This window comes from Pseudomonas floridensis (assembly GCF_002087235.1).
GTDB lineage: Bacteria > Pseudomonadota > Gammaproteobacteria > Pseudomonadales > Pseudomonadaceae > Aquipseudomonas > Aquipseudomonas floridensis.
The window spans coordinates 1-21,534 of sequence record NZ_MUIO01000048.1 but is presented as its reverse complement, the minus strand read 5'-3'; the positions used below and the strand labels follow the sequence as shown (position 1 = coordinate 21,534).

The window sequence follows — 21,534 nt, the reverse complement described above, 5'->3', positions numbered from 1 at the left end:
AGTCGTTGGATGGCGCGCTTGCAGGAAGGGTGTCTTTGGGAACAGTTGACGCCACAGCGTCCGGTCAGCCCTGCGCTGTTCGGCGAATGCTGCGCTGATGTCTGCATCATTGGTGCGGGCTTTACCGGTTTGTCGGCGGCCCTTCAGTTGCTCGAGGGCGGCAAATCGGTGTGCGTGGTCGAGGCGCATCAGGTCGGCCACGGCGGTTCCGGGCGTAACGTGGGGCTGGTGAACGCCGGAACCTGGGTCGCGCCCGACGAACTGGACAAGGTGCTGGGCACGGTCGAGGCGACGCGGCTCAATACGGCATTGGGTGCAGCGCCTGCGCTGGTATTTTCGACTATCGACAAGTACCGCATCGACTGTCAGGACACTCGCACCGGTAACCTGCACATGGCGCACAACGCCAAGGGGCTGGCCGACCTGCGAAGCCGGGCCGAGCAATGGCAGCGGCGAGGCGCCCATGTCGAGTTGCTGACCGGCCAGACCTGCGAAGACGCCTGCGGCACCGGCCAGGTCGCCGGTGCGCTGCTGGATCATCGTGCCGGCACGGTCAACCCGATGGCCTACGTGTCGGGCATGGCGCTCAATGTGCAGGCGAAAGGCGGGCAGTTGTACGGCGAGTCACCGGTGACCGGATTGCACCGCACCAGCGATGGCTGGAAAGTCTCGACCGTTACCGGCAGCGTGCGGGCCGAGAAGGTGATCATCGCATCGAACGCCTATACCGAAGGTGAGTGGACGGACATCAAGGATCATATCTTCGCCGGCTACTACTACCAGGTCGCCTCGCAGCCGCTCAGCGGGGCAGAGCAGGCTGAAATCCTGCGCGGCGGACAGGGCTCGTGGGATACGCGCACGGTACTCAGCAGCATCCGCCGCGATGCGCATGGTCGTCTGCTGTTGGGCAGCCTTGGCAACGCGGGCAACTACCCGCTGTGGTTCATCCGACAGTGGGCCGACCGGATTCAGCAGCATTACTTTCCGCAACTGGGCAAGGTCGAGTGGCAAAGCACCTGGACCGGGCGTATCGGTTTCACACCGGATCACCTGCTGCGTCTGTTCGAACCCGCACCGGGGTTGCTGGCCGCGACCGGCTTCAACGGTCGGGGCGTCACCACCGGTACGCTGGTGGGCAAGTGCTTTGCCGACTACCTGTTGACCGATGATGCCAAGGCGTTGCCAGTGAGTTTTTCCAGTTGTCAGAAAGTGTCCGGCAGTTTGCTGCGCACGCTGGCCTACGATGCCGGATTCACGCTGTATCACGCCGGTCAGTGCCTTCGCGTGGTGCTCTGACGCTGCGCTTCAGGTGGTTCTGCTCTTGAGTCGCAATTCCACACACAGCCCGCCTTGCGCAGAGTTGCGCAAGTGCAGGCTGCTTTCCAGTTTGCGCACGATCATGTCGACGATCGCCAGCCCCAGTCCCGCACCGTTGCTGTTGCCCTGGCTGTAGAACCGCTCGAACAGCCGCGCCTTCTGTTGCTCGTCGATACCAGGCCCTGCGTCCTCGACCGACAGGTATGCGCCGCCGTCCTGCTGAGGGTGCAGCGTCACGCGGATCTCGCTCGCAGGCGGGGCGAAGTTCAGGGCGTTGGTCAGCAGGTTTTGCAGGGCAATGGTGATCGCTGCCGGGTCGCTGTGGATCACACAGTCGTCACCTGCTTCGAACACCAGTTCGACACGTTTCTCCAGTGCCAGTGGCGTGAGCTCGGCCATCTCTTCGCGCACCAGGGTGTTAAGTTCGAAACGGCTCAACTGATGAATGTCCAGCCGCGGTTCGAGCCGGGCCATGGTCAGCAACTGGCTGGCCAGCCGCGCGGCACGGTCGACGCCGTGAACCAGAAAATCCAGGGCTTCCAGACGTTGCTCGGGGGTTTCGGCCTGGCGGGCGTTCTGCGCATGGATACGCAGGATGGTCAGCGGCGTGCGCAGTTCGTGGGCCGCATCGGCGATGAAGCGTCGTTCGCGTTCCAGTACGCTGTCGATCTGGGTCAGCAGGCTGTTGAGCGCGTGCTGCATGGGCTCCAGCTCCTTGGCCAGCGGCGAGACGTCCAGCGGTTCCAGGCTTTCCGCATCTCGCTGGCGGATCGACCGGGCCATGCGCTGCAAGGGACGCAACCCCCAGCCAATCGCCAGCCAGATCGCCAGAATCAGCAACGGAACACCGATCAGCGCGGGCCACAAGGTGTGACTGACGATGCGCTGAATCAGGTCCTGACGCACGTCGTCACGCTCGCCGACCCAGATCAGGAAACCCTGCTGCGGGTCTGCCAACAGAAATCCGCACCACTCGTGACCGTTTTCGATCAGGTCATGGGAGCCCTCTTCGGCGGGCGGTGCGGCCAGCAAGGGTGCTTCGGCCGAGCGCACCAGCAGTTCGCCCGAGGTGCGCCACACCTGGAACGTCAGGCGCGTTTCATAGGGATGCGCCACGCCGCTGGTGCCGACCCGGCTCATGGCTTCATCGAAGGCCTGATAAAGCTTGTCCAGGTCCTGCTCGCCAGCCGCGCGCTGACGCAGCACGCCCTGCAACAGGCGGGCACTCTGGGCAAGCTGGGCGTCGTAGACTTCTTCGATTTCATGATGGCTGTCGCGCAGGGCGAGCAGGCTGATGGTCAGGTCGCCGAGCAGCAACAGCAGCAGGACCGGGACCAGAATGCGCGCACGGACCGAGGTCATGCCTTGAGCTCCAGCAGGTAACCGACGCCGCGAACGGTGCGGATCAGTTCGGTGGACAGTTTCTTGCGCAGGTTGTGGATCAGCACCTCAAGGGTGTTGCTCTCGACCTTGTCCTGCCAGCCGTACAGCGTATTGGACAAGCGCTCGCGGGTGACGACCTTGCCGGGGCGGATCATCAACTGGTGCAACAACTGGTATTCCATGGGCGTCATCGGCACTTCATTGCCCTGAAAGCTGACCTGCTGCGACGCCGGGTCAAGGCTGATGCCAGCGTGCTCGAGCAGCGGCTGAGCCCGGCCCTGGCTGCGCCGCAGCAAGGCTCGCACGCGGGCCTTGAGTTCGTCGACGTCGAACGGCTTGATCAAGTAGTCATCGGCCCCGGCATCCAGCCCGGCGATGCGGTCGGCGGTGCCATCCCGGGCGGTCATGATCAGCACTGGCAGGGTGAGGTTTTCTGCGCGCAACTGGCGCAGCAGGTCGAAGCCGTCCATGCGCGGCAGGCCGAGATCGAGCAGCAGCAGGTCGAACGGCTCGCTGCGCAGGGCATGCAGTGCGCTCAGCCCGTCTTCCAGCCAGTCGAGGGTGTAACCCTCTGTATTGAGCGCCACCCGGATACCCTGGCCGATGGCTCGATCATCCTCGACAAGAAGCAGGCGCATAAGGTTCGGACCCGTCAGTTGGGGGTTGGAAGGAGAGAGAGGGGCGCATCATGCCGTCTGGCGCGGAGCCTGACGCCGGGGAAGATGTTACCAGCTGTTGCATATTAAGCTTTTCCTAAGACTCGTTTCGCACAGTGAGCACTCCTTCACTGCCTGCGAGTATTTTTCATGCGTAAAGTCCTGCTGATTTCCCTGTTGCTGGCCAGCCCGTTGGCGCTGGCAGGTCCGCAATGCACCACCGCCGATAAGTCCCAGTGGCAGGATCAGGCCAAATTCCAGGAGCAGCTCAAGGCTCAGGGTTACGAGATCAGCAAGTTCAAGGTCACTGACGGCAACTGCTACGAGATCTACGGTTTTGACAAGGACAAGCGCAAGGTCGAGATTTATCACGATCCGGTGACCGGCAAAGCGGTGAAGACCGAGATCAAGGGCTGATGCGCGACGCGTCCCTGCGGCTCTGGGACCCGCTGGTCAGGCTGTTTCATGCCTCGATCGCGGGTGTCTTCATCGCCAACTACTTCTTCAACGAAGCCGGTGATGACTGGCACGTCTGGCTGGGCTACTACGCCGTCGCCTGGCTGGCCGTGCGGGTGGTGTGGGGATTCGTCGGTCCCGCCAGCGCCCGCTGGAGCGATTTCTGGCCGACCCCGACGCGACTGCGCAAGCACGTTTGCACACTGGTGAGTCGCCAGCCAGTGCACCGGCTCGGCCATTCGCCGCTCGGGGCACTGGTGATGGTGCTGATGATGCTGTTGATCTTCGGCATGGGCCTGACCGGCTGGATGATGCAGGAAGTCGATGCGCTATGGGGTGCCGACTGGCCGCTGCAGATTCACGAGACGCTGGCCAACACGCTGTGCGCGCTGGTGGTGCTGCACATCGCGGCGGCCATTTTCGAAAGCGTTCAGGTGCGCGACAACCTGCCGTTGTCGATGCTGACAGGGAAACGACGTCCGTTGCCTGAAGATCGCCTGCGCTGAACATTCATTCAGTGCCAGACCCCTCCACGGATTTCTTAAACCCTCACTATAGCGATGCCCCTTCATGCGTGTAATGTCCCCAAACCTGGTCGCATGGAGCGCAGGCCTGATCGTCATGGCGATCTTCATGAGCGCGTGGCTTAGCCATCCGCTGCACAGAATGTCAGGCTTTGCCGTGACCACGCCGACCGCAAGTGCACAAAGTGTCGCGCCCAAGGCCTCCTATAGTTCGCGCTTCGCCTCTTCGGACCTGGACGACTTCGTGCATTCCTCGGCGGTCACGGCGCTGCCCGGTGGCGACCTGATGTCGGTGTGGTTCGCAGGTTCCCGCGAAGGCGCCGGGGATGTCGAGATACGCACCTCGCGCTTCGACGCTGCTACAGAGGAATGGGGCGCCGAGCAGGTGCTGGCGACCCGTGAGTCCACTCAGACCGGGACCGGCAAGTACATCCGCAAGCTGGGTAACCCGGTGATCGCGCTCGCACCCGACAACCGTCTGTGGCTGTTTTATGTGTCGGTCTCGGTCGGCGGCTGGGCGGGCAGCACGGTCAATGCGATGGTGTCCGGCGACATGGGCACCAGTTGGTCGCCGCCGCGTCAACTGGTGACGTCGCCCTTTCTCAACATCAGTACGCTGGTGCGCGCCGCGCCGGTCTTTCATGCCGACGGTTCGATCGGGCTGCCGGTGTACCACGAGTTTCTCGGCAAGTTTGCCGAGTACCTGTACCTGAGTCCCGACGGCGACGTGATCGACAAGTTTCGTATCAGCCGGGGCAAGAACTCCCTGCAGCCCACGGTCGTGCCGCTGGATGGGCAGCGTGCGGTGGCATTGCTGCGCTATGCCGGTGAAACCCATCATCGGGTCCTGGCCAGCCGCACCGAAGATGGCGGGCAGACCTGGAGCGAGCCGCATCCACTGTCGCCCAGCAACCCCAATTCGTCGTTGGCAGCCGTCGGCGTGCCAGGCAAGGGGCTGCTGGTGGCGCTGAATGATCTGCGTGAAGGCCGCTTCAAGCTCAGCCTGTATGGCACCGACGAAGAGATGAATGTCTGGCGCCCGGTGATCGACCTGGACAAGTCCCCCGATCCGCTGGGCACGCCATTCTCTCTGGAAGCCTACAAGGAGGTCATCGGAGAAGGCTTCAGAAGCTCCAGCGGTGCCCGTCGTCAGCCGATGGAAGCCGAGTTTCTGAGCAACCTCGACCAGCGCGTCTGCTCGCCGCAAGGCTGCGATTTCGAATACGAATACCCTTACTTCATCCGCAGCCCCGAAGGCCTGTATCACCTGGTCTACTCGTGGAATAACACCTTCATCAAACATGTCAGCTTCAATGAGGCCTGGCTGGCGGAGCACCTTTTATGATTGCGCTGGGACTGGCCCATCTGGCCTTTGCGTGGACCCTGTTCGTCCTGCTCGCGCCGTTGACCGCTTCGTTGTGGTGGCGCTGTGGGCTGCTCGCGGCGACGTCTCTGCTGAGCGTGATCGAGGTCAATGACCTGACGATGGCGGCCTACGCCCGCAGCCTGACCGATGACCTTTCGATCAGCAGTCTGGTGGTGCTGGCCTGGCTGACCCTGCATCGACTGGGCGTCATCAGACCCATGGCCGCCACGCATCGGCTACTGGTGTTGCTGGTGTTTGCCGGCATGGCACTGACGTTGTATCCGGCCACGCTGGGGCTGACCTATTTCGACCCGTACCGCTGGGGCTATAACCCCAGGACGATGATCATCATCGTGGCGTTACTGGCACTGGTGCTGGTCTGCCTGCGCAATGTGCCGGGCGTGGTGATGCTCAGTGTCGCCACGCTGGCGTTCACGTTCCGCATCAAACCGTCGGAAAATTATTGGGACTACCTGATCGACCCGCTGCTGGCGCTGTACTGCTGTGCGGCACTGCTGTGGCTGGGCGTTGGTTATGTCTATCGCACGGCCGTGAGGCGCAATCGCCCGGCAGACCTGTCTGCCGGTGCTGCATGAGAGGAATGAGAATGAGTGGCTTGCAATCACGACGCCTGAGGTACTGGCTGGGCGCGGTCGTGTGGGTGTTTCTGCTGCTGGCGGCGCTGCGAATGGTGTTTTTCTACGGCTTTTCGGGTATCGAGCCCGGCACGCTGTTCACCAGCGGCGACGTGCTGCAGACGCTGGGCATCGGTTTGCGGTTCGACCTGCGTCTGGCGCTGCTGCTGATGCTGCCTGTGGCCGTGCTGCTCTGGTTGCCGCGTTTCAATCTGGTCCGCGTCCCTGCGCTGCGCTGGGTGGCGCGGGTCTGGCTGGTGCTGGCGCTGGCGGTTCTGACGCTGGTCTACATCATTGATTTCGGCCATTACGCGTACCTTGGCGTGCGACTCAACGCCAGCGTATTGCGTTATCTGGAAGACGCTCAGATTTCCCGCGACATGCTCTGGCAGACCTATCCGGTGCTGTGGATCACCTTTGCGTGGCTGCTGACCGTTGCGCTGATGGGCTGGACGCTGATCACCCTTGAGCGAATGACGCTGGCGCGCGCTCCTAAACCTATGAAGCGCTGGTCGATTGCTGCGGTTTCGGCCGTCGTGGTGTGCGCGACGTTTCTCGGTCTGCTGGGCCGGGTCGAGAACCTCAATCTGGAGAACCCGGTGCCGTTGCGCTGGAGCGATGCGTTCTTCTCCGGCAACAGTCAGGTGGCGGCGCTGGGGCTCAACCCGGCGCTGTTTCTGTACGACACCCTCAAGGTCGCCCAGTCGCGCTATGACGAAAAACAGGTGCGTGAGCACTACGACGTTGTCGCCCGTTATCTGGGTGTGGAAAAGCCTGACGTGAGCATCCCCAATTTCACGCGCCAGCAACCAGTACAACCTTACCGTTTGCCGGGTGACCGGCCACCGAACGTGATGTTCGTGATGCTGGAATCGTTGGGCACCAGTGCTGTGGGCGCATATGGTAACCCGCTCAATCCGACGCCGAACCTGGATCATCTGGCGACCCAGAGCTGGTTCTTCAAACATTTCTATGTACCGGTAACCGGCACGGCCAAAACCGTGTGGGCGAGCATCACCGGAGTGCCCGACGTCACGCGTCAGGAAACGGCCACGCGTCACCCGCTGCTGACGCGACAGCACACGATCATCAACGATTTCAAGGGTTACGAAAAGCTGTACATGATTGGCGGCAACTCCGGCTGGGCCAACATGAACGCGCTGATCCGGCGCAGCATCGACGACGTTCGCCTGTATGACGAGCGCGACTGGAAATCACCTCAGGTAGATGTCTGGGGCATTTCCGATCTGGACCTGTTCAAGGAGAGCGACCGCATCCTGCGCGCCTTGCCCGCCGACAAACCGTTTTTTGCCTACGTGCAGACGGCAGGCAATCACCGGCCGTTCACCATTCCGAAAGACAACGACGGTTTCCAGGTCAGTGACAAGACGCTGGAGCAAGTGCAGGCCGCAGGTTCACGCAGCGTGGAGCAGTACAACGCGGTACGCCTGCTGGACTTCAACATAGGCCGTCTGATGGACCTGGCCAAAGCAGGCGGCTATTACGAAAACACCATTTTCGTGCTGTTTGGCGATCACAACACGCGCATCAGCCAGATCCCGCACATGGCGCCTGCCTTCGAGCAATTGGGGCTGGAGAGCAACAACGTGCCGATGCTGATCCACGCGCCGGGGTTGTTGGGCACACGGGTGATCGACGACGCGGTCGGCCTTGCCGATCTGCTGCCCACGCTTGCCGGTATGGCAGGCATGCCGTTCAGCAACGGCGCGATGGGCCGCGATATTCAGCAGCCCGCCCCGGAAGGCGAGCGGGTGGTGCCACTGGTGCTGCGCGAGGGAACATTCCCGCTGATCGGCGGCGTTACCCAGCATTACCTGTTGCAGATGGAGCACGACGGCAGCTCTGCGACCCTGCACGACCTGGCGTCGCCCACGCCGCTGATCAATGTCGCCGAGCAGAACCCGGAAGAGTTCAAGCGCCTGCGCGACCTGACCCGTGGCCTGCACGAAACCTCGCGCATGATGCTGTATCAGAACGTGCGTTGATCCTTGTGGCGCCCGTCTGAAAACGGGTCCGTTGATGACGGAGCGTTTGCAGCGGGCGTTTGCCTGCCGCCCGCCAAACATCTAACATGACTTTCAGATAGGGTAGGGGGGTATGTTATGGCGCACATGATCGATAACAAGGCTGATCTGCTTAAACGTGTCCGGCGCATCGCCGGGCAGGTGCAGGCCATCGAACGTGGTCTGGAGGGCGACGCCGATTGCGCCACCACGCTGCATCTGGTCGCGGCCACTCGCGGCGCTCTCAATGGCCTGCTGGACCAGATCATCGAAGCCCATGCCCGCGAGCATGTGGCGCGTCCTGATTTGAGCGATGAAGCCCGGGCGCAGGGCCTGGAAGAGTTGCTTGAAGCCATCCGCCGCTATTCCAAATGACGTCTGTTGCTCAGGGAGTTTCTCGATGATCCACGAACAGCATGGCCGCTCTGCCGCGCAACCCCATCACCATGTGTTTCTCGGCGCAGCCCATGACCGCAACGCCCGGCGCACGTTGTGGGTCGTGGCGTTGACCTTCGTGATGATGGTGGTCGAGATCCTGGCGGGCTACATCACCGGCTCCATGGCCCTGCTTGCCGACGGGCTGCACATGGCAACCCATGCCGGTGCGCTGGGCATCGCGGCAGGTGCTTATGCTTTCGCGCGGCGCAACGCGCATAACCACCGGTTCAGTTTCGGTACCGGCAAGGTTGGCGATCTCGCCGGTTTTGCGTCGGCACTCATTCTGGCCATGGTGTCACTGGGCATCGGCATCGAGTCTCTGGTCCGGCTGTTTCAGCCCACCACCGTGGCGTTTGCCGAAGCCACGGTGATTGCGGTCATCGGTCTGGTGGTGAATGTGTTGAGCGCGGTGCTGCTGTCGGGCGGGCACGGGCATCACGATCACGGTCATGCACACGGTCATTCGCATGCTCACGATCACCACCACGGCGACAACAATTTTCGCTCGGCCTACCTTCATGTCATGGCCGATGCGTTGACTTCGGTGCTCGCCATTGCCGCCTTGCTGGCCGGGCGCTATCTGGGCTGGGTGTGGCTGGACCCGCTGATGGGTATCGTCGGCGCGTGTGTTATCGCCAAGTGGGCTTACGGTCTGATCAAAGACAGTTCCAGTGTTTTGCTGGACGTAACTGACGAGCAGGTGGCGGATGAAATCCGTGAAATCATCCAGACGACAGGAGGCGTGAAGATCATCGATCTGCACGTCTGGCAGGTGGGGCCTCAGGCTCACGCGGTGATCGTCAGTGTACTGGCTGATATTAAAGTGCCTGTCGAGCTGATCCGTGAGAGACTCGGTCAGGTACATGAGGTTTCGCATCTGACGATCGAGTATCAGACAAGCCAAGGCTGATGCGTCAAGAGACAGGGCAGGCAGTCGTTTGAAGCGATCGCGCTGGATTGCCTGCTGAGCGTCATTTCAAACTTCTGTATTTCATCGCGAATTCCGAAAAAGACTGTCGGCTTTGGCCGTCAGTCTGTATTTTGACCGTCAATTTTCGCTCGGACGCGTTTTTCTGCCTTATCGAACCATCGAGAGCCTTACTGGATGCCGGCAAAGTTTTCCTGTTTCAAACCGCCGAGGTTGCTCGATGCACTTCGTAATCAGACGAGTCAGCTACACAGTCAACTTGAAAAACGCATGCCGTTTTTCTCTTCCCGCCTGGATGCCGACCTTTACTTGCGCTTGATGCAAGCTTATTACGGGCTGTATGCACCGCTTGAGGCTGCATTGCGTTCCAGTGCGCTCGCACCGTCAGCGCTCGTTCTGCACGAGCGGATCAAGACGCCTGCTCTGGTGGAGGACCTGCACGCGCTGGGCATGGCGGATCAGGACATCGAGCGATTGCCGCTGTGTTGCCGATTGCCGGTGATCGATTCTCCGGGCGCCTGCCTGGGCGTGCTCTATGTACTTGAAGGTGCGACACTGGGAGGGCAGGTGCTGCGGCGCGAAGTCGAACGGCGGTTTGGCCTCGATGAGACCAGCGGCGCCGCGTTTCTGGATGTTTATGGCACCGACACCGGCCCGCGCTGGAAAGCATTTTTGAATTATCTGGATAATGTGCCGAGTGACATTGTCTTTAATGAAGCCGCGGCAAAGGCGGCGCACTCCACATTTGCATGTTTCGAGCATTGGCTCGACGGTCAAGAGGTACTGCTATGAGCCAACTCGACAAGGACGCTTTTGAAGCTCTCTTGGCCAATTGCGCTGATGAACCCATCCAGTTTCCGGGGGCCATCCAGCCGCACGGTCTGCTGTTCACGCTGACGGAGCCCGAACTGACCGTGCTGCAGGTCAGTGCCAACGTTCATGCCGTGCTCGGCCTCGAGCCACAGCAGGTCATCGGCCAGTCGCTCGAAAAGACGCTAGGTGCCGGCTGGACCCACGTCATCAGAAGTGCCAGTGCCCATGAGTCGTTCGTCGACGCACCGCGCCTGCTCATCAATGTCAACGGCATCGAATTCGAAGCGATGATGCACCGCAGCCAGGGCGCTCTGATTCTGGAACTTGAAATCCAGGACAAGGACGCCCAGGCTGTCAGCTACCTTGAGCGCACCGGTAACCTGGGCCGCATGCTGCGCCAGTTGCACGCGGCCAGGGATCTGCAGACGCTGTACGAAATCAGCGTCCGCGAAGTGCAGAAAATGACCGGTTACGACCGCGTCCTGATCTACCGCTTCGAGGAGGAAGGTCACGGCCAGGTGATCGCCGAAGCGTCATCGCCCTCCATGGAACTGTTCAATGGCCTGTTTTTTCCGGCGTCGGACATTCCTGAGCAGGCGCGTGAGCTGTATCGACGCAACTGGCTGCGCATCATTCCCGATGCCGATTACACCCCGGTGCCATTGGTGCCGCAACTGCGCCCGGATACCCATCAGCAGCTCGACCTGAGTTTCTCGACCCTGCGCAGCGTTTCACCGATTCACTGCCAGTACATGAAAAACATGGGCGTGCTGTCGTCGATGAGCGTATCGCTGATCCAGGGCGACAAGCTGTGGGGGCTTATCAGCTGCGGTCATCGCACGCCGCTGTACGTCTCTCACGAATTGCGCAGCGCCTGTCAGGCGCTCGGCCAGGTGCTGTCCTTGCAAATCAGCGCAATGGAAGCCCTCGAAGTCAGCCGTCAGCGAGAAGCCAAACTGCTGACGCTTGGCCGTTTGCATCAATCCATGATCGCCTCCGAAGAGAACGTGTTCGACGGTCTGTCGCAACAGCCGCAACTGCTGATGGATCTGGTGGGCGCGACCGGTGTGGCGATCATCGAGGATCGGCAGATGCACTGCTACGGTGTGTGCCCCGAGCCTGTCGACATCCGGGCTTTGCACAAGTGGATGATGATCAGTGGCGAGCCGGTGTTCTCCAGCCATAAGCTGTCCAGCCTCTACCCGCCCGCCGAGGCCTACCAGGCAATCGCCAGCGGCGTGCTCGCCATGAGCCTGCCCAAGCCGGTGGATAACGGCGTGATCTGGTTTCGTCCCGAGGTCAAGGAAAGCATTCAGTGGAGCGGTGATCCGGCCAAGCCGCTGAACCTTGAAAGCTCCGATGTCGGCATGCACCTCAGACCGCGCACTTCATTCGAGATCTGGAAAGTCGAAATGACCGGCATCGCGACCAAGTGGAGTCATGGCGATCTGTTCGCGGCCAACGACCTGCGTCGCTCGGCGCTGGAAGATGACCTGGCTCGCCAGGTGACCCGTGAGCAGCAGGCCGTGCGTGCGCGCGATGAACTGGTGGCCGTGGTGTCCCACGACCTGCGCAACCCGATGACCGTCATCTCGATGCTCTGCGGCATGATGCAGAAGTCCTTCAGCTCTGACGGTCCGCACACCTCAAGGCGTATTTCCTCGGCCATCGACACCATGCAACAGGCCGCCAGCCGCATGAACGTATTGCTCGAGGATTTGCTCGACACATCGAAGATCGAAGCCGGCCGCTACACCATCACGCCGCAATCGCTTGAAGTCAGCCAGATCTTCGAAGAAGCGTATTCGTTGCTGGCGCCGCTGGCCATGGACAAGTCCATTGAAATTTCCTTCAACGCCGAGCCCGACCTCAAGGTCAAGGCCGACCCGGAGCGCCTGTTCCAGGTGTTGTCGAACCTGATCGGCAACGCCATCAAGTTCACGCCCAAGCTGGGCAAGATCGGCGTGGCGGCAATGTCCAACGGTAACGAAATCGTCTTTACCGTTCGCGATTCCGGCGAAGGCATTCCAGCCGACCAGTTGCCGCACATTTTCGAGCGTTACTGGACTGTCAAGGAAGGCAACCCCAGCGGTACAGGACTGGGTCTGTACATTTCCCAAGGCATCATCAAGGCCCACGGCGGGGTACTGGCGGCAGAGAGTGAAGTGGGGCACGGCAGTGAATTCCGGTTTACCGTGCCACGCGCTGAATGATTCTGGCGGGAGCGAGGAACACTCGCTCCCGACCGCTGTTTTGCTGGCGTCTTTCAGTCGTTGTAACTGACATAGCGCTCCATCAGATTGGGCCGTGTAAACGTGTCGATGGCACGCGCGCGCTGCCACATTGCATCCACTCGCTGTTTGAATGTGTCGTCGTCCATGTCGATCCAATAGCGTGGATTGCGTCCGTTGTCCTTGTCGTATTTTGCTGTTACAGGGTCCAGAGGCCGGTAGGCTTCGAACAGCGGGATATCCGGGATGGGTCGGCTGACATCCATGTAATTCTGCAGAAAATCCCAGAGCGCACAGGGTCGATGCTTGAAGTCGTCGGGACCAAGCAATGAATGGAAGTTGATCTGCCTGTCTTCATAACGATGGCGAAGCAGCAATCCGTAGTTGGAGCCGAAACGATCCCGAGTGGTGAGCATGTAGGCATCGAACTCGTAGAACGGTGCGATGAACTCATCTATCACGCCTTCCTTTCGGTGGCGTTTGTAGTCGAAGATTGTTACCAGTCCTGTTCGGCGGTTCAGCTCCCAGAGTGGGCCTTTGGGGGGGCGGAACCAGATTTTGGGGAAATGGTTGATGACGATGTGGCCGATGAGCCAGCATACTAACCAAGGTGACATAATTATGGGAAATGTATCAAATACATTCATGAGGTAATTTATAATTGCGGAGTCAGTAGTGTTTTCGATGCCGAGCAGCGAGGTCAGAAGAAAAATAGGCAGGAGTATTATAAATGACCACTTTCCTCCTGCATGCATGAATAGCCAGAAGTGTGAGCGGAAAGGCAGTTGTGCAAAACGTATACGCTCTTGGTCATAGACCTGATGAAGTTCGATGTCACGAAATGGAATGGGTGCGTTATGGGTGGGGGTATTATTTTGCTTTTCCCACATCCGCATTTCATTTGGGGTAGGCTCGGCCACGAATCCATCGGGAATGATGTTCGAGGTCGTTCCCCACGGTAACCGTACGCCATTAACGTTTCGCCGAGAAGGAGAAGCCTGTCTGGGTATCTTGTTTTTTTTGTATGTAAAGCTACCGTAGTAGGACGTAGATTTCGACTTATTCATGAGAACGTGCCTTGAATGTTTCTTCATCTGCCCAGAACGGCTGATTAACCTTACTGAAGTCTGGTTTGGCGTAGGTAAGTTTGTATTGAATTGGGTCGCTGGGGGAAGGTGCTGGAAAAATGCGTTTTTCATCGCCACGACTCATTACAAATTGGGCTCTGACTACCCAAGTTAAATGAGAGGTTTTAGTGTCGCCAATTGATATTGTCGGGTTTGTTGGGGTTCTGAAAAATAACTCCAACCCGTCAGGATGCAGGTGTTGTGCCTTTGGGAGTTCTTTTTTTTCGGCTGCTTGAATTTCGGTTTGGTAAGGTATTCCTTCTCGGCTGGAACGTGTGATAACACTGCCTAACCTGCATTCAGTATTTATATCGAGACTTTCAAGGTGGCTGATTAATCCTGGTAAATAACTTTGAATACGAATGATCGTGTCGGCACTTCTGATTGCGTGGGGGGTTTCAGTGAAAAAATTGTACTTTGCACATGGTTCGTAGGCTGGATTTTTTTCTATTTTTATCGTTATGCCAGCGAGTAGGCTGGTGAGTCGATAAAATGCCTCCTGTGGGTCTTTCAAAAAATAATCACTGACATCTCCTTTTCCGAATGGACCACTTTTTAGCCATGTTTCCAGTGGTGTTGAGCTAAAGAGTAATATTACTCCGACTCCTGTGCCGATCAACAGTAAAGCGATCCAGCCCAAGGGACTCAGTCCGAGGAAAGTATTTGCTCCTGCGAATGCTGTGCCCAACGTGCCAGCTATTCCACCCATGGCAATAAGGATATGTCCGTATGCCGCATCATCGTTTCGCCGCCAGGCGTACCAAGCGTCCCAGAGGTTCAATACTGTCAGCGCTATCCCTGAAATGAGCTGGGCAAGCATCCGAGCAGTTACTTCCTTGGCAAGTGCACGGCTTAAAAAAGGACCAAGCCAGCGCTTGGAACCGGCATCATTAATCCTCAATAGTGTCTGTCTAGTGGGTTGTAGTGAAGCTTTTGTTCCGGACATTTTTACGATTAAGGCTTCTAAAGCAATAGCTAGGTCTAGTCCCGCAGCCATGCTCCCTAATGACGCCCGGTATTTATTCTTCTCTCTGGTTGTTTGATTGAATGCATCACTCTCCGAACCCACATTCCAAACCTCCAACATCAACACCGCCGCACAAAACCGTGTCGATGCCAAAAACCGGTAAACGGCGCCGCTCTTCGTTGCATCGAGGTTTTCGATGGCCTGACTCAGCCCGCTTCTCGCCCGAACATAGGCACTTTCCGCTTTGCCAGTCGCATGCCCCGCTTCTTGGGCGGCTTTCAGTTTGCGGTTGATGTCGCCGACCAGTTGCGCGGTTTTGTGGCTGCGCGGGATGACCAGCACGTGGTGATCGCCGGACGTCAGGGGGCCGTGTGGGTTGAACGGAGGATCGATGTCGCGGAACGGGTTGCCGTTCGGGTCCAGGTATTCACCGTAGCGGGCGTTGGGCATGGTGCTTCGGGTCGGCAGGTCTTCCAGGCCAAATACGTAGTGCTGCGCAGTAACCCGGTTTCGTTTCAACAGGAACGCGGCGCCGAAGTGCTCCGGCATCATGCTGCGCAGTTGCTGAACGCCCCGGCCCTGGCGGTTGATGTTGATCCTGCGTGCGTTGGAACCGGGCTGTTCGCGGGCTTTGGCCAGTTGATCGATGGCCGACTGGCTTTTGATGTCCGCGGCAGCGACGTTGGCTTTACTGGAGGACAGCGTCTGCTCGGCCCGTCCGACAGCATTTTCGGCGGCATCGACTGCGCCTTGCAGGTTCTCGAAGATACCGACCAGTGCAGCGGTTGTGGCTTTGCCGTTGTTGATGAGGAAGAAGTTCTGCAGGCTGTCGCCTGCCAGGAGGTTGGCCAGCAGCGTCGCGTCCAGCGTGACCTGAGTCGCGGGGTCGGGTGCAGGAAAATGTTCGAAACGTGCCAGTTGCGTCGCGCGAAAGCGACCGTCGCCCAGGTTCTTGTCTTCGTTGAGTGGCACCTCATAAGGTTGGCAGACCGTTTCCAGATCGCTTTCGGGCCAGAGCATGAGGTGCAGTGGATGCGCGCTGTCGTTGGTTATCTGCGACAGCAGTGTCTGGCCCTGACTGACCCTGGCTTCCACGAAGCCGACTTGCGTGACCGCGTCCACGATAGTGCCACCAGGCGCCAGCGGATCCACGTTTGAGGGTGAGAGTGCGAGTGTCGTCAGTGTGCGGCTCAGGTCATACAGTGCCGCTACGTACTCGAAGCCATCCTGGCTAAGGTGGTCGGCGACGGTCTGGAGTGTGATGCGGTGTTGAAGGCTTTCAACCAACAGGCCCTGAACGGCGATCATGTTGCGCCACGCCAGCGCTCGCTGGACGGTGGCGGTGCACTGGTTGACGGCTTGTCGGCCCGTGTCCGAGAGCGAGGCGATCACTTCATTGAGCGGGTTTTTCGCGCCAGCTATCGTTGGCGGAACGATCAACTGGTGCACCAGCAAGGCGCTGGCGTGATGAGGGTGCTGGATGGCGTACCTGGCGCACACACCGAGCAGTTGCTGATGGGTATCGAGGCGCTGTCGTAAATGGCGTATTCGGTGATATGAGTCCTCAAGCAACACACCCCAGACCTGACGCTGGCGAGCTTTGCTCAGTACGTCAGACACATTCGGATGAGCTTCCCAGAGGACCAGGTTATCTGTGGAATCTTTTTCACCGGCAGGTAAGCTGGCCTGCATGGCATCGGCAAGCGCCGACAGCTCCAGATAATGTGTGTCCTTGACTGCTCTGCCTTTGTCAGCCTCGGCAAGAAAGGCGTTTGCCTGTTCGAGCGCCTTGGCTGGAAACTGGCCTGACAGATCACACAGATAAAGGGCAGGGTGTTCCAGCAGCCGTTCGTAACCGGGCTGGCGAGCACGTTGTGGTGCGGCAAGACTCACGGGGAAAATCGACAGGCTCAGATTCAGGCATGCGGCCGTGATCGGCGCCAGGGTGAGTTGCTGAACCTTGTCGAGCGTGTTGAAACCTGAAAACGCCTTGAGCATGGCTTCGCCATCAGGCTTGCCCTTGTAAAGACGGGTGAAACGCTCTTTCGAGTAACTGAGGTCAGGCCTTCTGCAACGCTGGGTTCTCAACGCTGCATCGCGCTCCAGACGCTGCAGCCGGGGGGCACTGAGCTGTATCTCGGAAAAGCACAACTCCACATCCAGCACACGCTGGTTGTTCCACATTCCGGGCAGCCAGATGTCGTCAAGCGCCACGCCGATGGCGGTGCGTTCGCTTGGCGTAAAGCCCTCATCCTGACGAAACCGGGCGACATCAACGTCATGGTAGGTCGTGCCGGTATCGCTGATCCGCACTTCAAGTTCACGCCAGAGCTTTTGCCGGTAGAACACATACACATAGCCCGCACGGGCCAATACCGGCGTGCCCAGGTCATAGAGGCTTTTTGAACCCGGCAGGGTGACGAAGGGCAGCACCGGAACGATCTGGTTGAATTGTGCGTCAGCCTGCCGTGGAGTGACGTGTGTGTCATCGAGCAGTGGCAAACGTATCGGTCCGCCTTCGGTGGTCGCAATTTCGAGCGCCAGTTGCGTCTCGGCTACGTGATCCCATACCTCCAGCATGCAGCTGTACTGCGCTCTTTCCAGCGTCTCGGGACGGGAAGGGTAGGTACAACCGCCATTCCTGCTGTTCAGCACCAATTTTTGACTGGGCGCGTGATCCTTGCCCATGACCTGAACGATCAGTTTGCCGGTTTCACAGCACGGACCGGTACTCAGACTGCCGATGGGCATTAGACAGATTCCTTGTGTTGCGCAGACTGCTGCAGCAGGTCTCGCAGTGTGTCCAAGCGTGCTTCGTCAGTGCCGCCATACTGGCGCGGCGGCGCTTTTTGGTCAGGGTGTTGTGCGCGCAACGAGAGATAGCGGTTCATGAGCGTCGGGTCTGTTGCGAAGCCATGGGCCATGCCTTCGTCCAGATAGTCGAGTGCCTTTGCAAAGGCGACGCCGGATTGTTTCTTCCACCAGTCATAGGCAAAACGCTCGCGCTCCTGGTGACGAAAAGCGTGCTCATGGGCGTCGCTCAGTCTCGGCGTGGCTGGCTGGGTCGCAGGTGCCCATCGAGAGGCATGAGGATTGTCGAGGCTCATCCAGCGCTGGTTGCCTTGCGCAAGGTCTGGCCAGGTTCCGCCGTACCAGGACAATCGGAAAATGGGCCCAAGCCATGGCGCGTTCTCTTCGGCGGTCCCGGTTGTGAAGAAGTAGTTGGCCGTTACAGGATTCGAATAGCGCAGGACGCCCCGGCGGATTCCCTCGAAGTTGACGATTGAAAGGTGCCTGAGATGCGCGAGCAGGATGTCGTTGTGAAACGGACTTTCGATAATCAGCCCCGGCCATTTTTCAGGATCGTCGTGGACCGCCCGTAAAACGTTATCGTCGTCGGTCGCAGCCAGCCACAGAGGGCTTTTATCCCGACAGACTGCCAGTTCTGTCTTGTCGAACAGCGGGTGTGGCTTGGGATCAGGCAGCAGGTGGTAAAGCTCTTCCAGCAAGTGGTCGGTACGCTCCAGCAGCATGGAGATCCTCATGATCTGACTTCCTTTTGCAACGCCTTGCGACAGCCGCAATCGGGTAACGGACAGTCCATCGGGGTTCCGCCTTCAGGCTTTTGGCAGAGCTGGGCAAGTGGAACCGGATCTGCCAGCTTCTGAGTCAACAGCTCGCCTGCTTTTTCTGTCAGAACCTCTTTGACAAGGCCCGGCAGGTTCGGCAGAGCGCCGTTGCCGCTGGCGGGCGCACCTCCCGAGTTCAGCTTCACCAATGGCCCACTGACCGTTACCCCACCCGGATCAATCTCGATAAATGGACGAAACGGGACTGAACCGGATATGGCCCTGAACGTGTTGCGATAGCCTTCGCGCAACTCGCCAACACCCGAATGTTCGTTCGATGCGGCTTCTTCCAGCGCCTCGCACAGACGCTGACTGATGGCTTCCCGGCCGTTGAAGGCGAGCACCTGAAAGTCGTGATCGACGCCATCAAGGTTGAGCTTGAAACAAGTCTGGTGGGCAGGCATCCCGAATCCCTCTGTATCAACAGGCAACTGCGCCCATCGAGTCAGGTACCTATATCAAGATGCATGCCTGATATTTTTTTATATTAAAAACAAAGAGATAGGTCGTTAAGGTTGCAGGTTTGATCGTTTTTTGATCAGTTTGGCCGTAAATACCGTGCAAGGTATTGCGCACGTGCGCAAATGTCTGCGAATTGAACCAGGACGTTGGCTTGCGAGGTCCGGAACAGATCTTGTGGGCCGCGCCTGTGCAATAAGTTGCGTATCACGATGATTCGAGCGCCACGATATTTTCAGGTGTAAGCCAGCAGCCGTCCGCAGGTCACGACGCCGATCCAGAGTGCGATTGAAAGCACGGCCTGGCACTTGGCGAGGCACGGTGTGGCCAGCCGGGTGTTCCAGTGCGCCACCGAGCGGTAGACACCCATGTGAAACAGCATGGCATTCACGCCTGCCGCCGCGATCAGGCACAGCTTGAGGATAAAGACGCCGTTGCTGGCGAAATCATTCGGGTGGGCGGCGAACATCATCAACCCGGCAGGCACGATCAACAGCAGCGCCGTCAGCGCCCAGCTCAGCAAGTGACGCGCCAGCGCGGTGATCGGGATGTCTTTCGACCAGCCCAGCAGGCGCAGGTCGAACAGGACCACCGAGCCGACCAGTACGGCAAAGCCGAGTATGTGCACCACTTCGATGGCCGGATACAACCACACCTGGTCACGCATCGCCTGACCCAGCGGCGAGCCCTCAATTGAAACCAGCCATGAACCCTCGCTGGCCGCTGCCATCAACGCAGCTCGACGGTCTTGCCGTTGATAGTGATGCGTTCGGCCCTTAACTCTTCGGGCTTGCTGCGATTGGGATAGCCGACGACCTTTGCCGGTGTTCCGGTCGCCAGCATGGCTTGGGTCAGCCCGCGGTTTTCCATGCGTGAAGGGGGAGCCAGGACCACTGTCCAAGTCTTGTCGCTGGTCTTGAGGTCGATGAATCCATGCGGATTGGCGTAACCGCTCTGCTCGATGGTTCCGTTCAGGGTGAGCGGCTGACTGGCGTCATATTCGCTCCAGCCGTGATGTGCCCAAGCGGCGGTCGCGGCCAGCACTAAGGACATGCCCAGGCTTGCGGTCAGGGTCTTCATGGCACCGATGCTCCTGTGAGAAAGTGTTGGAACGGCGTTCGTTCGACGCAGGTAAGTGAATCACCTGAATCGGAAATAGGAACGCGAGCGGAAATCTCTCCGACGGACGGGGCTGACGGGTTTGAATCTGCAAAGTAAGGGAAATCATGGGCGTGAAAACCGAAGAACTGATCGATGTGCTGGATGAACTGGCTGCGCTGCTTGAGAGCGACGGCGATACTCATTGGAGCGCCTGGATGCGTAAGGCGCGCGCTCGATTGCTGGATTCCGATCTTTCGGGAGCCGATTATCTGCTCTCGGCCTATGGGGGCATGGGCTCGTTCAATGACGTCGTCCTTGGGCAGACGTACACAAATGGAGTGCTTGCGTATAAATCCGGCTATGGGGAGCTCAATCAACGATTCAGTGTGCTGAGCGGCAAGGCTTGGGAGCTGGCTAAAGCGATACTGCACTCGCAAGGGTGAGCGATGCGGTGAGACACATCTTCACACCATAAAAAAACCAGACACAAGGTCTGGCTTTCGAGGTACAGCGGGAAGGCGGGATCAGGCCGTCGCAGTGACCTTTACTGTCGATTGCCGGCTGATGCGCAAGGCAACCAGGCTGCCAACGATGGTCAGGGCGGCCAGCGAATACAGCGCCAGCGTGGTCGAACCGGTCTGGTCCTTGATCCAGCCCACCAGATAAGGGCTGAGGAAACCTGCCATCTGGCCGATCGAGTTGATCAGGGCCAGGCCGCCCGCCGCAACGCTGGCGCTGAGAAGGGCGGTAGGCAGCGGCCAGAACATGGGCAGACTGGTCAATGCGCCCATGGTGGCAATGGTCAGGCCGAGGATGGCCACGAGCGGTACGGTGGCGAAGTTGGCGGCGATGATCAGTCCGGTTGCGCCCATCAGCATCGGCACCGCCAAGTGCCAGCGGCGTTCATTGCGCAAGTCGGCGGAGCGCCCCGTCAGCAGCATGAACACGCCTGCCATCAGGTACGGCACGGCGCTGATCCAGCCAATCACCAGTGCGTCGCTGAAGCCCAGGTTCTTGATGATCGACGGCAGCCAGAAGTTGATTGCGTATACGCCGCTCTGAATACAGAAGTAGATGAAACCCAGAATCCAGATGAAAGGCATGGTCAGCACCGAGGCCACCGAGCTCTTGCCCTGCAAGGGGCGGCTGAGTTCATCGTGGGTGATATCGGTCTTGACCCGCTGACGCTGTTCGGGCGTCAGCCAGCGAGCGTCTTCGACTTTGTCGCACAGCAACACGAACGCCAGCATGCCCAGCGCGACGGTTGGCAGTCCCTGAATCAAAAACATCCATTGCCAGCCCGCCATGCCGCCCTGGCCGGCGGCGAAATGGTTGAGGATCCAGCCGGAGAACGGGCCGCCGAGCAAGCCGGAAACCGGGATTGCCGACATGAACAGCGCCATGATCCGGCCGCGGCGCTGGTTCGGGTACCAACGCGAAAGGTACAGCACGATGCCAGGAAAGAAACCGGCTTCGGCCA

At 59.3% G+C, this 21,534-nt stretch carries 19 protein-coding genes and 1 pseudogene; 11 read left to right on the top strand and 9 right to left on the bottom strand.

Annotated elements, in window-relative coordinates:
* Window positions 1-9: 9 nt before the first annotated feature.
* A complete protein-coding gene (gene amaA / locus BZK31_RS13345; protein ID WP_083183455.1) occupies window positions 10-1,296 on the top strand; it encodes an L-pipecolate oxidase in 1,287 nt (428 codons plus the stop codon).
* A 9-nt stretch (window positions 1,297-1,305) separates the two neighbouring features.
* Here the strand turns inward: amaA and BZK31_RS13340 are convergent, their stop codons facing one another.
* Window positions 1,306-2,679 carry a sensor histidine kinase gene (locus BZK31_RS13340; protein ID WP_083183454.1) on the bottom strand — a complete coding sequence of 458 codons (1,374 nt, stop codon included), beginning with the start codon at window positions 2,677-2,679 and terminating at the stop codon, window positions 1,306-1,308.
* Window positions 2,676-3,338, bottom strand: coding sequence for a response regulator (locus BZK31_RS13335; RefSeq protein WP_083183453.1), 663 nt, complete (start codon window positions 3,336-3,338; stop codon window positions 2,676-2,678). Before BZK31_RS13335 ends, BZK31_RS13340 begins: the two co-directional genes overlap by 4 nt.
* A gap of 168 nt (window positions 3,339-3,506) precedes the next feature.
* Here BZK31_RS13335 and BZK31_RS13330 point away from each other — a divergent pair, with 168 nt between their 5' ends.
* The 9 genes from BZK31_RS13330 (at window position 3,507) to BZK31_RS13290 (ending at window position 12,753) form a co-directional block, all read left to right on the top strand.
* Complete coding sequence (locus tag BZK31_RS13330) at window positions 3,507-3,773, top strand: PepSY domain-containing protein (protein ID WP_083183452.1); 267 nt, start codon at window positions 3,507-3,509, stop codon at window positions 3,771-3,773.
* On the top strand, window positions 3,773-4,318 hold the full coding sequence (locus BZK31_RS13325; RefSeq protein WP_083183451.1) for a cytochrome b/b6 domain-containing protein: 546 nt from the start codon (window positions 3,773-3,775) through the stop codon (window positions 4,316-4,318). The genes BZK31_RS13330 and BZK31_RS13325 overlap by 1 nt, the downstream gene beginning before the upstream one ends.
* 64 nt (window positions 4,319-4,382) lie before the next feature.
* On the top strand, window positions 4,383-5,681 hold the full coding sequence (locus tag BZK31_RS13320) for a sialidase family protein (RefSeq protein ID WP_083183450.1): 1,299 nt from the start codon (window positions 4,383-4,385) through the stop codon (window positions 5,679-5,681).
* The gene (locus tag BZK31_RS13315; RefSeq protein WP_083183449.1) at window positions 5,678-6,298 is read left to right on the top strand and encodes a hypothetical protein; all 621 of its coding nucleotides are present in this window, start codon (window positions 5,678-5,680) and stop codon (window positions 6,296-6,298) included. Before BZK31_RS13320 ends, BZK31_RS13315 begins: the two co-directional genes overlap by 4 nt.
* Before the next feature lie 11 nt (window positions 6,299-6,309).
* Complete coding sequence (locus BZK31_RS13310) at window positions 6,310-8,343, top strand: LTA synthase family protein (protein WP_083183448.1); 2,034 nt, start codon at window positions 6,310-6,312, stop codon at window positions 8,341-8,343.
* Between the two features lie 117 nt (window positions 8,344-8,460).
* On the top strand, window positions 8,461-8,736 hold the full coding sequence (locus tag BZK31_RS13305) for a metal/formaldehyde-sensitive transcriptional repressor (RefSeq protein ID WP_083183447.1): 276 nt from the start codon (window positions 8,461-8,463) through the stop codon (window positions 8,734-8,736).
* Between the two features lie 25 nt (window positions 8,737-8,761).
* A complete protein-coding gene (dmeF, locus tag BZK31_RS13300) occupies window positions 8,762-9,709 on the top strand; it encodes a CDF family Co(II)/Ni(II) efflux transporter DmeF (RefSeq protein WP_083183445.1) in 948 nt (315 codons plus the stop codon).
* A gap of 195 nt (window positions 9,710-9,904) precedes the next feature.
* Window positions 9,905-10,519: a biliverdin-producing heme oxygenase gene (locus tag BZK31_RS13295; protein ID WP_083183444.1), complete on the top strand. Its 615-nt coding sequence runs from the start codon at window positions 9,905-9,907 to the stop codon at window positions 10,517-10,519.
* The gene (locus tag BZK31_RS13290) at window positions 10,516-12,753 is read left to right on the top strand and encodes an ATP-binding protein (RefSeq protein WP_083183443.1); all 2,238 of its coding nucleotides are present in this window, start codon (window positions 10,516-10,518) and stop codon (window positions 12,751-12,753) included. Before BZK31_RS13295 ends, BZK31_RS13290 begins: the two co-directional genes overlap by 4 nt.
* A gap of 53 nt (window positions 12,754-12,806) precedes the next feature.
* Here the strand turns inward: BZK31_RS13290 and BZK31_RS13285 are convergent, their stop codons facing one another.
* The 6 genes and pseudogenes from BZK31_RS13285 to BZK31_RS13255 form a co-directional block, all read right to left on the bottom strand.
* Complete coding sequence (locus tag BZK31_RS13285; protein WP_415639554.1) at window positions 12,807-13,667, bottom strand: hypothetical protein; 861 nt, start codon at window positions 13,665-13,667, stop codon at window positions 12,807-12,809.
* 163 nt (window positions 13,668-13,830) lie between these two features.
* On the bottom strand, window positions 13,831-17,616 hold the full coding sequence (locus BZK31_RS13275) for a hypothetical protein (RefSeq protein ID WP_083183437.1): 3,786 nt from the start codon (window positions 17,614-17,616) through the stop codon (window positions 13,831-13,833).
* Between the two features lie 248 nt (window positions 17,617-17,864).
* Window positions 17,865-18,410 (bottom strand): annotated as a pseudogene (locus BZK31_RS30380) (DUF4123 domain-containing protein); the annotation flags it as partial.
* Window positions 18,407-18,898 carry a hypothetical protein gene (locus tag BZK31_RS30580; RefSeq protein ID WP_083183435.1) on the bottom strand — a complete coding sequence of 164 codons (492 nt, stop codon included), beginning with the start codon at window positions 18,896-18,898 and terminating at the stop codon, window positions 18,407-18,409. The pseudogene BZK31_RS30380 and the gene BZK31_RS30580, both read right to left, overlap by 4 nt.
* 290 nt (window positions 18,899-19,188) lie before the next feature.
* On the bottom strand, window positions 19,189-19,683 hold the full coding sequence (locus BZK31_RS13260; protein ID WP_083183433.1) for a DUF6644 family protein: 495 nt from the start codon (window positions 19,681-19,683) through the stop codon (window positions 19,189-19,191).
* Window positions 19,683-20,033 (bottom strand): DUF6152 family protein, encoded by a 351-nt coding sequence (locus BZK31_RS13255; protein WP_083183430.1) that lies wholly within the window; start codon window positions 20,031-20,033, stop codon window positions 19,683-19,685. Before BZK31_RS13255 ends, BZK31_RS13260 begins: the two co-directional genes overlap by 1 nt.
* A gap of 146 nt (window positions 20,034-20,179) precedes the next feature.
* Here BZK31_RS13255 and BZK31_RS13250 point away from each other — a divergent pair, with 146 nt between their 5' ends.
* Window positions 20,180-20,497 (top strand): DUF6966 domain-containing protein, encoded by a 318-nt coding sequence (locus BZK31_RS13250; RefSeq protein WP_083183429.1) that lies wholly within the window; start codon window positions 20,180-20,182, stop codon window positions 20,495-20,497.
* An 81-nt stretch (window positions 20,498-20,578) separates the two neighbouring features.
* Here BZK31_RS13250 and BZK31_RS13245 read toward each other — a convergent pair.
* On the bottom strand, window positions 20,579-21,534 hold a 956-nt coding region (locus tag BZK31_RS13245; RefSeq protein ID WP_083183427.1), incomplete at its 5' end, for an MFS transporter.

Excerpts from the sequence above, each read along its gene's own strand:
- amaA (WP_083183455.1), top strand. The coding sequence starts at position 10 with ATGGCGCGCTTGCAGGAAGGGTGTCTTTGGGAACAGTTGACGCCACAG.
- BZK31_RS13340 (WP_083183454.1), bottom strand. The coding sequence starts at position 2,679 with ATGACCTCGGTCCGTGCGCGCATTCTGGTCCCGGTCCTGCTGCTGTTG.
- BZK31_RS13335 (WP_083183453.1), bottom strand. The coding sequence starts at position 3,338 with ATGCGCCTGCTTCTTGTCGAGGATGATCGAGCCATCGGCCAGGGTATC.
- BZK31_RS13330 (WP_083183452.1), top strand. The coding sequence starts at position 3,507 with ATGCGTAAAGTCCTGCTGATTTCCCTGTTGCTGGCCAGCCCGTTGGCG.
- BZK31_RS13325 (WP_083183451.1), top strand. The coding sequence starts at position 3,773 with ATGCGCGACGCGTCCCTGCGGCTCTGGGACCCGCTGGTCAGGCTGTTT.
- BZK31_RS13320 (WP_083183450.1), top strand. The coding sequence starts at position 4,383 with ATGCGTGTAATGTCCCCAAACCTGGTCGCATGGAGCGCAGGCCTGATC.
- BZK31_RS13315 (WP_083183449.1), top strand. The coding sequence starts at position 5,678 with ATGATTGCGCTGGGACTGGCCCATCTGGCCTTTGCGTGGACCCTGTTC.
- BZK31_RS13310 (WP_083183448.1), top strand. The coding sequence starts at position 6,310 with ATGAGTGGCTTGCAATCACGACGCCTGAGGTACTGGCTGGGCGCGGTC.
- BZK31_RS13305 (WP_083183447.1), top strand. The coding sequence starts at position 8,461 with ATGGCGCACATGATCGATAACAAGGCTGATCTGCTTAAACGTGTCCGG.
- dmeF (WP_083183445.1), top strand. The coding sequence starts at position 8,762 with ATGATCCACGAACAGCATGGCCGCTCTGCCGCGCAACCCCATCACCAT.
- BZK31_RS13295 (WP_083183444.1), top strand. The coding sequence starts at position 9,905 with ATGCCGGCAAAGTTTTCCTGTTTCAAACCGCCGAGGTTGCTCGATGCA.
- BZK31_RS13290 (WP_083183443.1), top strand. The coding sequence starts at position 10,516 with ATGAGCCAACTCGACAAGGACGCTTTTGAAGCTCTCTTGGCCAATTGC.
- BZK31_RS13285 (WP_415639554.1), bottom strand. The coding sequence starts at position 13,667 with ATGCGGATGTGGGAAAAGCAAAATAATACCCCCACCCATAACGCACCC.
- BZK31_RS13275 (WP_083183437.1), bottom strand. The coding sequence starts at position 17,616 with ATGCCCATCGGCAGTCTGAGTACCGGTCCGTGCTGTGAAACCGGCAAA.
- BZK31_RS30580 (WP_083183435.1), bottom strand. The coding sequence starts at position 18,898 with ATGCCTGCCCACCAGACTTGTTTCAAGCTCAACCTTGATGGCGTCGAT.
- BZK31_RS13260 (WP_083183433.1), bottom strand. The coding sequence starts at position 19,683 with ATGGCAGCGGCCAGCGAGGGTTCATGGCTGGTTTCAATTGAGGGCTCG.
- BZK31_RS13255 (WP_083183430.1), bottom strand. The coding sequence starts at position 20,033 with ATGAAGACCCTGACCGCAAGCCTGGGCATGTCCTTAGTGCTGGCCGCG.
- BZK31_RS13250 (WP_083183429.1), top strand. The coding sequence starts at position 20,180 with ATGGGCGTGAAAACCGAAGAACTGATCGATGTGCTGGATGAACTGGCT.